8 protein-coding genes and 2 pseudogenes are annotated in these 13,491 nt (G+C 41.9%); 1 reads left to right on the top strand and 9 read right to left on the bottom strand.

Features of this window, described 5'->3' with window-relative positions:
* Positions 1-5: 5 nt before the first annotated feature.
* From HC660_RS01170 to HC660_RS01155, 4 genes are all read right to left on the bottom strand, one after another.
* Positions 6-2,621 carry a DUF2309 domain-containing protein gene (locus HC660_RS01170; protein ID WP_168746807.1) on the bottom strand — a complete coding sequence of 872 codons (2,616 nt, stop codon included), beginning with the start codon at positions 2,619-2,621 and terminating at the stop codon, positions 6-8.
* A gap of 14 nt (positions 2,622-2,635) precedes the next feature.
* Positions 2,636-4,153, bottom strand: a complete 1,518-nt coding sequence (locus HC660_RS01165) for an NADH dehydrogenase subunit 5 (RefSeq protein ID WP_168746806.1) — start codon at positions 4,151-4,153, stop codon at positions 2,636-2,638.
* Positions 4,154-4,845: 692 nt separating this feature from the next.
* Entirely contained in the window at positions 4,846-5,379 is a 534-nt protein-coding gene (gene adaB / locus HC660_RS01160) for a methylated-DNA--[protein]-cysteine S-methyltransferase (protein ID WP_168746805.1), read from the bottom strand.
* Positions 5,363-6,001, bottom strand: coding sequence for a bifunctional transcriptional activator/DNA repair enzyme AdaA (locus tag HC660_RS01155; protein ID WP_168746804.1), 639 nt, complete (start codon positions 5,999-6,001; stop codon positions 5,363-5,365). Before HC660_RS01155 ends, adaB begins: the two co-directional genes overlap by 17 nt.
* Positions 6,002-6,284: 283 nt before the next feature.
* Here HC660_RS01155 and HC660_RS01150 point away from each other — a divergent pair.
* A pseudogene (locus HC660_RS01150) lies at positions 6,285-7,189 on the top strand (DNA glycosylase).
* 49 nt (positions 7,190-7,238) lie between these two features.
* On the opposite strand, the pseudogene HC660_RS21260 reads toward HC660_RS01150, so the two are convergent.
* From HC660_RS21260 to cdaA, 5 genes and pseudogenes are all read right to left on the bottom strand, one after another.
* Positions 7,239-7,459: pseudogene (locus HC660_RS21260) on the bottom strand (hypothetical protein); the annotation flags it as partial.
* A 46-nt stretch (positions 7,460-7,505) separates the two neighbouring features.
* On the bottom strand, positions 7,506-9,308 hold the full coding sequence (gene glmS, locus HC660_RS01140) for a glutamine--fructose-6-phosphate transaminase (isomerizing) (RefSeq protein WP_010332818.1): 1,803 nt from the start codon (positions 9,306-9,308) through the stop codon (positions 7,506-7,508).
* Positions 9,309-9,737: 429 nt separating this feature from the next.
* On the bottom strand, positions 9,738-11,084 hold the full coding sequence (gene glmM / locus HC660_RS01135; protein WP_010332817.1) for a phosphoglucosamine mutase: 1,347 nt from the start codon (positions 11,082-11,084) through the stop codon (positions 9,738-9,740).
* Positions 11,085-11,101: 17 nt separating this feature from the next.
* The gene (locus tag HC660_RS01130) at positions 11,102-12,556 is read right to left on the bottom strand and encodes a CdaA regulatory protein CdaR (RefSeq protein WP_168746803.1); all 1,455 of its coding nucleotides are present in this window, start codon (positions 12,554-12,556) and stop codon (positions 11,102-11,104) included.
* Positions 12,549-13,370: a diadenylate cyclase CdaA gene (cdaA, locus tag HC660_RS01125; protein ID WP_168746802.1), complete on the bottom strand. Its 822-nt coding sequence runs from the start codon at positions 13,368-13,370 to the stop codon at positions 12,549-12,551. Before cdaA ends, HC660_RS01130 begins: the two co-directional genes overlap by 8 nt.
* Positions 13,371-13,491: the final 121 nt, after the last annotated feature.

The following is a 13,491-nucleotide window of genomic DNA, read 5'->3' as shown; positions in this document are numbered from 1 at the left end:
TATAATTACCAGCTTTCCCAACATCCTTCTGGATCAATACTAGCCAGTCGAACCCATCCATTTTGAACTTTCTGCAGAAATACTGGGTCATTATTTAATAGCTGTTCTACATGCTGTCTAGGTGCTTGGATAACAATCAACAAACGAAGAGGAGAATGATAAGCCTCATGATCTGATTGCATGACGGATTGCCAAGGCAGTCCGGCTAACAAGTCACTTGCATTCCCCTGCATAACTCCGAGACCGGCAGTAACGGTTTGAGTTGCTTTATTTCCGCTGCCATAATAATGAGGTGCTACTGTTGATGCGTAATATTGTAAATTAATCCATTGGGCCACAGTTCCAGGTCCTGCGATAATATTTGCTAGGAGTTCACCGTTTTCATCCTGCTTCCAATCATAATTATGAAGAAAGGCTCTTCCTTCCAAATCACAATCCTGAGTGAGTTCACGTTGGCCGATAATAAAAGCGGCATTACGAGCCAGTCCCCATTCCGGACGTATCTCACTCCAATCTTCCGCAAATCGGTGTGCCTCAGCCTTCGGGTTTTTAAGTTTTGATTGGACATTCGGTAATTGGGCTAGACGTTCTGCATTTACGTTATGTCTCACTTTCGGCATAATAGCTTCGATATGGTCAAATGCTTCCTGTGCAGCTTCGGAAAGCTCTGGTACATAAAGCCAGTGTAGTTCATCCACCGTTGTATTATGTTCAGCAGCAGCAAAAACCGTATCCTCAGGGATTTTCATTCCTTCAGTTAATAGAGCTTCTCTTACCTCTGAAAGATTACATAAAGCAGCTAAAACTCTTGCATTGAATCCACCGGCCGCTCCACCGCAGGCACCACAATCAAGAGCAGCGGCATAAGGATTATTGGTGCTTTGACTGCCATGTCCGCAAATCACGACCAATGGGGCGATATTCTCTGTTAACCCCATCATTTTTAATGCTTGGCGAGCATAGTTTACTTTTTCTTCATCAGTAAAACCCAAAGGTATTTCTGCCTCTGTAGCATCATGATGAAGCGAGAGTTTTGTATCAGGTTTGCGCAACCAAGCCTCACGGAGATGACGAATGAAACGCCCCGCCTTTCTTGGCACAAAGCTACGGGCTGCCATTTGCAGAGTAAGCCAAGGTCCACTTAGCTCAGGCAGTAGTAAGCTCGAAAGCACATTCTGCTTCATCGTTTTAAATGTATGGCTTAAAGAATGAAACGCTTGCGTTCGTTGGTTGTATTTTTCGAGTACATCCTCATCTACAAACTCTTTAACTTTATGTTGTGGTTTTTGTATGATCGGCAAGGAGGCATGACTGTGTTTACTGCCAAGTTCACAAGTTGCAATTGGCACCCCGAAGAAACCAGCCATACCAATCGTTTCAAACGGCCCTTCTTTTTCCAGTTGACGACGAAAAGGTTCTGATCGGACATCGATACAGAATGCTAATTGAGCTAATGCAGATTTTTTACCATTGGTTTCACGTTGCTTCGAGATGATCTTCTGACTTAATCGATCAGTGTATGTTTGTTCCCAAGCTTCTAACCAAAGTTTCCTGCGAAGTTTCTCATCAAAGCTGTAGGCAAATGATAAATATTCGTTTTGTTCATCAGCCGACATCTGTGACCATTCCTCTAATGTAAGTCCCCCCCAGTGAATCCAAGCTGCTAAAAGGGGAGGAATCGAAACTTTTTTCTCAGATCGTTTATTAGTGAAAGGTAAATATGGCTTTATAAGAGCCCACTCCATGGATATTCGAACCGCTAAATATTCTGTTAGGAGTGCATGTTCATGGCTCGATTGTTGAGAGCGCCAAAGCATCATCCCTGCCCATCCAGGTAAGGAAAGTAAATGACCTTCAAGATAACGCTGGATTTCTGATTCGGGAATTTCTAGTGCGAATAACGCTTTTTGTAAAGCCAAATGTGCCTCTTGCGGCCAGCCTTTTAACCTTTCACGCTGCTTTTTACTAAGTGCTGGATCATATTGAATGAGATGCTGCCAGGCACGATAGAAACCTTCCTCACGATTTGGCATTGTCCAACCTGCTTGAGAGTCATCAAGATATAATTTAGACCACTTAATGACATGATGATCCAGTATATTGACTAACCTTTCACCATCCTGATTCTCGATATACGAACTGATTGGTTGCATAAAAACATTCTCGATATGATCCAGTCCACTGCATTCATTCACCAATTGCTCCAGCTTATGTGATGATAAAAGGTTGGAAGGCAGTGGTTCTAATTTTAATCCAGCATGACAAAATCGCTCTGCCACGTCCCGTGGGATGTTAAAAGAATGTGAATCCAGCCAACGCTGTAGCCCCATTTCCACAAAGTCTTCATCAATCTCGCCTTTATTCTTTGCTGAACGGATCATAGAAGCACTAGGGTATATATCAACATCACGAGTATTTTTCAGCCAGCTTGCAACCTGATCAAAAGGTTGGTTTTCAAGTCCCATCCACGGATTACGTGCAGCAAATGTAGAAATAGGCCAGAGTGGCGCAATGACTCGGCTGGCAGATGTAATTAAAACGTGAATATCACTTTCTTGAACATCAATATCTGTATCTTTGTTTTTTACATTTTCTTTCGTTAATACGGATGTAATGCCCATCTCTGATTAGCTCCTTATGATAAATATTGTTTAAGATAGTCTGGGTGACTCTCTACTGACTTTGGTTTTGCTTCACCTAATCGCACTAACCAAAGATAGATTACCGCGGAGAAAACTGAAGAACGATGACGAGCAACCCAAGTACCTAAAGCACTGCCAAATAGCAAGAGACATACGACAATGATGACAGCTGACATTGGAGGTTGAACACTTTGAAAAACGCTTGTATGCAGCCACTTATAGAAGAGGTTATGAATGATAAAATAAACAAAGGCTGCTCCGCCTAAACATGTTAAGCCGGCAATTCGACCCAATCTTCCCTCTCCAAAAGCTACAAGCTGAGTCCAAGAAACGGACAATGACCACCCTAAGATCAGCGCACTAATGAATTGATACCCCTCTCCAGGAGCAGCGAGCCAAAAAGCAACGCCTATACCTAAGGATAAAACCCGACCAGCCATGATCCATAAATAGGATGTTCCTTTATTAGCGCGAGCTGATACTTCATGACGCCGTACTGCCGAACCAGCCTGTAAAAACAACGTAGCTTTGAATAAACCATGTAAAATAAGATGAATAATGGCTGCGATATAGGCTCCTAATGCGCACTGAATGAGCATGAACCCCATTTGTGCAATCGTGGATCCTACTAGCTGGCGTTTATAATCAACCTGGACTAAACTAATGCCAGTTCCAATCAATACTGAGATGCTAGCAAGCATAAGTAAAATAATCGAAGCTATACCTCCATTAAATAAAGGAGAAAATCGAGCCAGTATGATCCCGCCTGCATTTACTAAACCTGCATGCATAATCGCAGAAACAGGAGTTGGAGCAACAATAGACTCAATTAACCATCTTTGGAATGGCCATTGAGCCGCAGGAATCATCACTGCTAATACAATCAATAGATTAATCCCTGTTCTCTCCCATGCCCCAAATTGAGATAAGCTTTCATTTGTTAAAACCAATGATAACTGCCATTGACCTGTAACTTGAAAAAGCCAAACCATCGCGAAACACAAAGAAAACCAACTTACCAAAAATAAGCGACCAGAAACCTTGGCTGCTTCACTGGCCACTTGCCAAGCACTGTTCAGCCTTATAAGCAGGGTTAAACCGACAAGAGTGGCTCCCCAAAATAGAACCATCAAGCGGAGATCACCACTTAACCATGCAATTGAAGCAGCACCTGTAGTGAAAGTAAAAAGCGTAAAATATTTTCGATAAGATCGGTCTCCCATTAAGTAACGTACAGAAAAACGCTGAATGATTAAACCAATTGTCAAAACAAAGAAAGTCATTAACCAAGCTAAGGAATCGAAGTGCCAAGGGCCAACATTTCCTTCCACACTCTTTTTGGCAAGATTCACTAAGGAAACCAAAGGCGGTAAAGCCAAGACACCAATATGAATGCGGACATAACTCAAGGGTACGCGTGGATGTAAAAACAATAGTCCACTTATTCCAGAAGCAATAAGCGTAATAAAAAATAATGTTAATAATGATGATAAGCTCAGCGAAACTAACATTCTAACTTCTCCCTTTTTTAGATCTCGTTATTGTTCAAAAGACCTTTAAATCAGATCATTTTTTTCTAATTATTTAATAAAATTTTTATCTATCTCCATTTTTTTCCAACAAAAAAGCCGACAAATCCAAAATTTCAATGATGATACTAGATCATTGAATCTTGAAAATTGTCGGCTTCACTTCAACTAACTTCTGCGAAGTTTTTTGAAGAGCTACCTTATTATGGGTCATTTTACTTTATGCTATGTTTTAACTTCCTCTAAAGAAGTCATCGTTAAAACCTTTATTTCGTCCTTTAATTATAAAATCAAACGATTTATGTTTCTCTTCTTTGTTTATTAGATACTTTTTCATCCAGTCAAGATTAAAAATAAATATTAAAAGGATGCTAAAGTCCTAATTATTTTAACAAACGAAAATCAACATCTGCGCCGATTATTAAGTTACATATAAGATATGCTAAATTTTAAAAGTTGTCAAGCTGTTGGAATACAGAGAATGACGTATCAAACCCTTCCTTCCCTCTGAAGATACATCCTGAACATTTAACCAAGGCTCATCATATCTACCATTCTATTAACCCATGAAATGATGGTAGCTTCTGCATCGCTGGTTTAAATGAACTACGACATTTACATAACTACTGGTTTTAAAAAGCATAGTAACTGTTCTTACATTAAAATTCATTTTATTACTCATTGCTAGATGAAGCTTGCTTTTCCAGATCGAGGAGCAGTGTCTTCATTTCAAATCCACCCCGATAGCCAGTTAATGAGCCATTCTTTCCTATTACACGATGGCATGGTACAGTAATTAATGCCGGATTAGCCCCAATAGCCGCGCCTACAGCTCGAACAGCTGCGGGTTTATTTATATCATTTGCAATGTCGGAATAGGATTTCGTTTGTCCATAAGGGATTTCACAAAGTGCATTCCAGACTGCTAGCTGAAATGTCGTACCTGCGTACTCAATTGGAACAGTAAAGTTTTTCCGGTTTCCTTCTAGATACTGAGTAATTTCAACGACAAAGGGATCAAGCTTTTCATCATCTTCAACAAGAGGACTTCCTGGAAAGCGTTTCTTAGCCCATTCGAACAATTCCTCGAATGGTTTGTTCTGTGAACCTACAAACACAAGCCCCTTTGACGTTGAAGCAATATACAAATTCCAATCCTTAAACATTAGTAAAGACCAATAAAGGGTTGGTTTACTCTTTGTTTCCATTGTACGTTTCCTCCACTTTACTCATTTGACGAAATTGTGCTGGTGTCTTTCCAGTTTTCTTTTTAAATAAGGTAATAAAATAAGACGCGTTGGCCATACCCACACATATGGCGATATCCCCAATCGCTTTTTTTGTTTGAATCAAATACTTTTTAGCCGCGTGTACTCTAACTTGTTGTATATACTCAACCAGCGTTATGCCTTTAATCTTTTTAAATGTTCGATGCATATGATACGGACTCCCATGACAAATATTTGCTAACGATTCTAGAGTTAATTTTTCTGTGAAATTTTTATCAATGTATTCAGTAATGAAATCAACCCACTCGCTATCGGGCAGATTTTCATTAGTGGGCTTGCAACGTTTACAAGGGCGAAAATTTGCGCGGAGAGCTTGTTCTGCGTTTGGAAAGATGCATACATTTTCTTTTTTCGGAACGCGAGATTTACAGGATGGTTTACAGAATATCCCTGTCGACTTTACAGCATATAAAAATTGATTATTGTACGCTGCATCATTATTTATAATTGCTTGCCACTGTTCATCTGTTATTATTTCTACATCATTCGAAATTCTATGATCATGGCTCTCTTTATGTCCGTTATTGATACTATCCTGCATTTATCTCACCTCTCCTTACAATATACTCCCTACTCATCTAATTCATTTTAAATTTAATCCCAATTTAAATATTCGACACGTGTTTTTTATATCTTGGGCCATTTTTATCTACTCCCGTTTAGCATTCTTGATAACTACACTATAACCTCATAAATAGAAAAAAATAAGGTGGTTAGAATGTAATAGCAAGATAACAAAATGAGTAAAGCTTATTATGTGATAAAGTAAAATTTCAATCAGTGTGAGTTTTCTTATAATTATTTAAGATAAGGAGAATGAATAAGTGACATGGCATGAAGTCAATGACGTTATTGTCATTACATTACCTGAAGATTTCGACATGAATGTTAACCTAGGCTATCTAACTAGGGAAAAAAATGAATGCATGTATGAAATAGAGAACGATATCATTACAAAGGTTATTGCCATAGGGGAAATTCGCTCCTTAGTACAGATAAGCGTAATCAATAATAAACAAATGGTTGTTCAATTCCTAAACGATTCTAGACCTATTGAAAAGTGGAAACAGGAAGAGATTGTAAAATATATTCATTTGATCTGGATAACGATTTAACACCATTTTATGAAATGGCAAAAGCAGATCCATTACTTAAAATGCCTGCCCGAAAATTTTATGGATTACGCGTTATCGGCATTCCCGATTTATTTGAGGCTTTATGTTGGGGCGTTTTAGGGCAACAAATTAACTTAGCCTTCGCGTACTCCTTAAAGAAGCAATTTGTAGAAGGATTTGGCGATTCTATCGAATGGAATGGTAAAAAGTATTGGGTGTTCCCACCGTACGAACGAATTGCACGGTTAACACCTACCGACCTAGCAGATATTAAAATGACGGTAAAAAAAAGTGAATATATCATTGGAATTGCCAGATTAATGGAAAGTGGAGAATTATCGAGGGGAAAATTCATGAAAATGAACGTTAAAGATGCTGAAAAAAACTTAATTAAAATACGAGGAATCGGCCCTTGGACAGCCAATTATGTTCTAATGCGCTGTCTTAGGTTCCCGACAGCTTTTCCAATCGATGATGTGGGCCTTATGAATTCGATTAAATTATTACGTAATATGAACCGAAAACCTACGAAAGATGAAATCTTAGAAATATCGTTACCATGGAAAAAATGGGAATCATACGCTACCTTTTATTTGTGGCGTGTCCTTTACTGAATAATTACACCTTAAACCGGAATATACTCAATAATAAGAGAATGAACTTTAAATTCTCATTCAATAACTCCTCTTTCATTTTAATTGTACGTGCGACTTCATGAATTCCTTGCCCTTTATTAATTGTGAATAAATTCGTAATGTCTCTTTTAACCTTGCTGACCGAGCTAATGAGGAAACATATTGAATCTTGAGCCATGGCCGATAGTCTATTCCTGTTCCTGTACCACGACCTTCTTTAATCCATTTTTCCACTTTTCTTTTGGACATAAAAACACCCCTTTAGACAATCATATCCAAAGGGGTTAAACATTTATTATTCCACAGTAACACTCTTCGCAAGGTTACGCGGCTTATCAACATCACAACCGCGATGCAGTGCAGCATAGTAAGCGATCAGCTGCAATGGAACAACAGATACCAACGGAGCAAGCGCTGGGTTTACTTCCGGTAGTACAAATCTGTCATCCGCATCGTCTAGGCCTTTCAGTGAGATGATGCATGTGTTGGCTCCGCGAGCGGCAACTTCTTTGACGTTTCCGCGGATGCTTAGATTTACGTGCTCTTGTGTTGCCAGTGCGAATACTGGTGTACCTTGTTCGATCAAGGCAATCGTGCCGTGCTTCAGTTCTCCGCCGGCAAAGCCTTCTGCCTGGATGTAAGAAATCTCTTTCAGCTTCAGTGCGCCTTCGACACATACGAAGTAGTCGAGTCCGCGTCCGATGAAGAAAGCGTTTCTGGATACAGTCAGGTATTCACGGGCGATCATTTCCATTTCGTCTTTCTGGTCGCAAAGGGCTTCCATTGCGTTTGCTGCGATACCGAGTTCTTTGACAAGATCAAATCCGATATCGATGCCGTTTTTGTCAGCAGCTACAGATGCAAGAACCGCAAGAACTGCGATTTGTGCTGTGTATGCTTTTGTTGACGCAACAGCGATTTCAGGGCCTGCATGAAGCAGCAATGTATAGTCAGCTTCACGGGAAAGCGTTGATCCCGGTACGTTTGTGATCGTCAGCGCTTTGTGTCCGAGTGCTTTGACTTGAACAAGAACCGCGCGGCTGTCAGCTGTTTCTCCGCTTTGAGAAAGGAAAATAAAGAGCGGTTTCTTAGACAGAAGCGGCATGTTGTAAGAGAATTCACTCGCTACATGCACTTCAACCGGCACGTTTGCCCACATTTCAATATATTGTTTACCGACAAGTCCTGCATGGTAGCTCGTTCCGCAGCCAATGATATAGATGCGGTCCGCTTCCGCTACAGCCTCAGCGATATCGCCAGGCACAGACAGTTTGCCGTTTTCATCTTGATACGTTTGGATGATTTTGCGCATAACAACTGGCTGCTCATCCGTTTCTTTCAACATGTAGTGAGGGTACGTGCCTTTTTCGATATCACTGGCATCCAGCTCAGCGATATAAGACGCACGTGAAATCACGTCGCCATCAAGGTTTTTGATGACAACTTGATCATCAGTGACGATAACCATTTCTTTATCCATCAGCTCTACATATTCGTTTGTGACTTGAAGCATTGCCATCGCATCAGACGCCACGACGTTGAATGTATCTCCAAGTCCAACTAATAGAGGGCTTTTGTTTTTCGCTACAAAAATCGTTTCTCTGTTGTCGTTATCGAATAAAGCAATTGCATAAGAGCCTTTTAACAGTGTAAGTGTTTTGCGGAACGCTTCTTCTGTATCAAGTCCTCCGTTGACAAATTGCTCGATTACTTGAACGACTACCTCTGTATCGGTGTCACTTTTGAGCTCTACATCTTGTAAAAAGTCCTGTTTTAGCTGAACATAGTTTTCGATCACGCCGTTATGAACAAGTGTAAAGCGGCCCAGTGCGCTTTGATGCGGGTGAGCGTTTAGATAGCTTGGTTCGCCGTGTGTTGCCCAGCGAGTATGGCCAATTCCTGCTTTGGCTCCAACATTGGCATCCACAACCTCACGAAGATCGGCAATGCGTCCTTTTTCTTTAAACACATGGATCCCCTGTTCGTTGGCAACTGCGATACCCGCAGAGTCATAGCCGCGGTACTCAAGCTTCTCTAACCCTTTCAGCAAAATTTCCTTCGCATCAAGCTGACCGATATAACCTACGATTCCACACATAATTTCTTCCTCCTAAGATTGTAAAAGGAGACGAAGAAAGTCATTTTTCAAGGGGACTTTCAATCGTCCCCTCCTACATGTTTTATGGAAGATCATGTGATTTCCCTTTGTGCAAGGAGTCGCCTCCTTGGTTTGAAGAAATCCTTACGGCTGTGATCTGTATACTCAGCCGGGAGGCATCCGCCGAAAAATCGATAACCTCCATCCTCGTCAACTAAGCCTTTTTTCGGGCGCTTAGTTCGGGCGCTATAATTATAAGTGAAACAAAATCCCGTCTTTCCTGCCTCGAGAAAACATGAACAAGACAAGCTTGATTTTACAGCATGTGCCAAGAATGGTCAATTGTTTTTTAAACAACTTTGCCGCCTGTCTCACAATTATCATATGTGAGTCGCACTTGTCTTGTTCGCTCTCTGTTTAAAGATTTCGTTACTCTAATCCCATTTCTGACCGGACGACTTCAACAATGCGATTAACATAGTCATCACACAGTTCTTTCGTCTTCGCTTCAGCCATGACACGAACGAGCGGTTCAGTGCCAGATGGGCGCACTAAAATCCGGCCGTCGCCGTTCATTTCTTTTTCAACCTCAGAAATAACAGCTTTTACTCTTTCATTTTCTTCGACTTTATATTTATCAGTTACTCTCACATTGACTAATAACTGCGGGAACTTCTGCATTTCAGCCGCAAGCTCTGAAAGCGGCTTGCCTGTCGCTTTTAAAGTATTCATCAGCATAATAGCGGACAATAATCCGTCCCCTGTTGTGTTGTAATCAAGGAAAATTAAGTGGCCGGACTGTTCTCCGCCGACATTATAGCCGTCTTTTTTCATCGCCTCAACCACGTAGCGGTCACCCACAGCCGTCTGAACGCTTTTTATCCCTTCTTTTTCAAGCGCTTTATAGAAACCGAGGTTGCTCATGACAGTGGAAACAACCGTATCGTCCTTTAAGCGGCCCTCTGATTTCAGGTATTTTGAGCATATGTACATGATTTGGTCGCCGTCAACGATATTTCCTTTTTCGTCGACTGCGATCAGGCGGTCGCCGTCGCCGTCGAACGCAAGGCCGATATCAGCATTTTTCTCTTTTACAAACGCACTGAGCGCTTCAGGATGGGTCGATCCGACTCCGTCATTGATATTTAATCCGTTCGGAGAAGTTCCCATTGTCGACACATCGGCGTCTAAATCGGCAAACAAGTGTGTCGCCAGCGATGACGTCGCTCCGTGTGCGCAATCCAGCGCAACATGAATGCCTGTAAAATCTTCGTCAGCAGTCTGTTTTAAGAATTGCAGGTATTTTTGGCCGCCTTCAAAATAGTCGTTTACAAGTCCCAAATCGGCGCCAACTGGTCTTGGCAGCTTATCCTCCGGTTCATCCATCAGACGCTCAATTTCAGCCTCCTGTTCATCAGAAAGCTTAAATCCGTCTCCTCCAAAGAACTTGATTCCGTTATCCTGCACTGGATTATGAGAAGCAGAAATCATGACGCCAGCCTCTGCATCCATCGCTTTCGTTAAATAGGAAACACCAGGGGTAGAAATGACTCCCAGACGCATCACTTCTGCGCCAATTGATAAAAGTCCGGCGACAAGGGCTCCCTCCAGCATATGGCCGGAGATGCGTGTATCGCGGCCTATCAGCACTTTTGGACGTTGTTTATCTTTTGTCAGCACATACCCGCCGAAACGTCCGACTTTAAAGGCCAGCTCAGGCGTAAGCTCGCTGTTGGCAACACCTCTTACACCATCTGTTCCAAAATACTTGCCCATTTTATAATCGCTCCTTTTTATTCTGATGAAGATTGTGAACCTGTATTTGATTCATCTTCATTCTGATCCTGATTTTGATCTTGGTTTTCGTCTTGTTTTTGATCATCACTGTTTTTATCGCTGTTCGTTGTATCTTCTCGCTGATTATTCTTTTTGTCATTCGTCTTGTCATCAGTGTCATCCTGGTTCCCTGACGTCGTATTGCTGTTATCTTTTGTTGTCGTATTCGTTTTTTTCGACGTAAGCTTGATTTTTGCGTTTTTCTGTCCCAAGGACCAGGTTACATTTTGAGGCCCGTTTACTTCAAGCTTCACACTGTGCTCTCCGTCATCTAAATCAGATACATTCACATATAATTCTATGTCTGATTTCTGCAGTTTTTTTATGTTGCCGGGAGAGCCTTTGGCCGTCACATCTACCGTTTGTGACTCCGGATCCAGAAATTCTATATTCTGTGAGCTGCTCAGCCCTACAGTCTTAATAGGGACATTCTCAAATGTGTGATCCGCTTCGCTGTCTACTTCTATATGCAACGTCACCTTTGACGGCGAGATTTTTTTGACGCCGTCAGGAAGCGGAATATCAGCCTCGATATCGGTATCCTTTTTGATTTTGCTTAAATCTAAGCTGACGCCGTCTATAAATTCAAGAGAATCCAAGACATCCTGCGAGCCGTAAACCGTCACCTCACTGGGGCTTGATTCGATATTCGCTATGCTGACCCCGTCAGGAAGGCTTCCTGTCCGCTCGATTTTAAAGGGCACTTTTTTACTCGGACTTGTCACCGGAACGGTAATTTTGATGACCGAGGGCTCCACATCGACAGGAAGCGCGTTCCCGTCTTTATCATAGACAGTCACTTTCGCTTCCTTTTCAATCGTTTCATCTGCATTTTCCAGGTTTACCGAAGCTTTCACAAGAGAAATATTATCAATCACGGCTTTAGAACCGGTAATCTGTACATTTTTAGGACTGACAATCGGTTGCTCCGGAGAATAGCCTTTTTTCATCTTGCTTTTGTTGTAGTACTCCACTTCAACAGGAAAGCTTTCTGACGTGCGTTCTTGAATGGTGACGGTCGTTACGGATGGGTTAATGGATATCGTCAGCCCATCCGACACGTTTTTGGCCTTAAGCTCGACCTTATGTGTGCCGGTTTTCAGCTTCTCCATATCCGCGTATATTTCAAAATTCTTTGTCTGTCTCGCCTTCTTCACGGCGCTTGTCGAGCCTTTAATCGTGACATTCACCGTTTGTGGAACGCCCGTTACGACATAATTTTCATCATCGTAATATGCTTTAACCGGTATATCAGTCAGTGTTGCTTCATCAGTTGTTGATGTCGGAAAAAATGATTCACCGGGTTTTTTCGGAGTTGGTGCTTGGTTGCTGTTAACCGCTACATAAAGCAAGAGCGCGAAAAGCAGCGCAATGACTTTCACAGCCCAGCGGTTGTTTAAGAATTTATCCATTTTTCTTGCCCCTCCAATACCAGCGGTTAGAAGAAGTCTCTCTGGTGTTCTTCTTAAACTCTGCTTCAAGCATTTCATTCAGCGCTTCTTCCGTCAGCTCTCTGTGAAGGTCGCCATTCCTCGCCACACTGACGCCGCCGGTCTCTTCAGACACGATAATGGTCAAACTGTCTGTAACTTCACTGATTCCGACAGCAGCCCTGTGCCGCGTTCCCAGTTCTTTTGAAATGAACGGGCTTTCAGAAAGCGGCAGATAACAGGCCGCAGCGGCAATTTCATTATTTTTCATAATGACCGCTCCGTCATGAAGCGGTGTATTCGGGATAAAAATATTGATCAAGAGCTCAGAGCTGACCTTTGCATTTAAAGGAATGCCCGTTTCAATATAATCCCCCATACCCGTATCCCGCTCAATGGTTAAAAGGGCGCCGATCCGGCGTTTCGCCATATAATTGATGGCTTTCGTTATAGCCTCAATTGTTTTCTGCTGCGCTTCCTCAACAGGCGTGCCGCTCCTCGAGAAGAAACGGCCCCGTCCAAGCTGTTCAAGCGCTCTTCTCAGCTCAGGCTGAAAGATAATAATAATTGCTAAAAATCCCCATGTTATCGCTTGGTCCATCAGCCACTGAAGCGTGCCGAGGCCCAAATATTGACTGGCCATACGGACAAGCACGATTACAACGATTCCTTTTAAGAGCTGAACCGCCTTCGTGCCGCGTATCACCATAATCAGTTTATATATCACATACCAAACAAGGAGAATATCAACGGCATTGCCGAGGTACTGCAAAAAAGGGATATCCTCAAAAGCCATTTCCTCGTCCTCCAAGAATTCAGTCATTTCGTATTTTGAAGTTTCATGTGTTACGCATATGTACTTTACATAGCGAGCCCATTATACCACATTTCGTTTTGGCAAGTGAAATATGCCAGCC

Source organism: Bacillus mojavensis (assembly GCF_012648005.1).
GTDB lineage: Bacteria > Bacillota > Bacilli > Bacillales > Bacillaceae > Bacillus > Bacillus mojavensis.
This window is presented reverse-complemented; position numbering and strand designations above follow the sequence as displayed.

Bases quoted from the DNA above. Each gene is read 5' to 3' on its own strand.
- cdaA (WP_168746802.1), bottom strand. From the start codon at position 13,370: ATGGCTTTTGAGGATATCCCTTTTTTGCAGTACCTCGGCAATGCCGTT.
- glmS (WP_010332818.1), bottom strand. From the start codon at position 9,308: ATGTGTGGAATCGTAGGTTATATCGGTCAGCTTGATGCGAAGGAAATT.
- HC660_RS01130 (WP_168746803.1), bottom strand. From the start codon at position 12,556: ATGGATAAATTCTTAAACAACCGCTGGGCTGTGAAAGTCATTGCGCTG.
- HC660_RS01155 (WP_168746804.1), bottom strand. From the start codon at position 6,001: ATGCAGGATAGTATCAATAACGGACATAAAGAGAGCCATGATCATAGA.
- glmM (WP_010332817.1), bottom strand. From the start codon at position 11,084: ATGGGCAAGTATTTTGGAACAGATGGTGTAAGAGGTGTTGCCAACAGC.
- HC660_RS01165 (WP_168746806.1), bottom strand. From the start codon at position 4,153: ATGTTAGTTTCGCTGAGCTTATCATCATTATTAACATTATTTTTTATT.
- HC660_RS01170 (WP_168746807.1), bottom strand. From the start codon at position 2,621: ATGGGCATTACATCCGTATTAACGAAAGAAAATGTAAAAAACAAAGAT.
- adaB (WP_168746805.1), bottom strand. From the start codon at position 5,379: ATGGAAACAAAGAGTAAACCAACCCTTTATTGGTCTTTACTAATGTTT.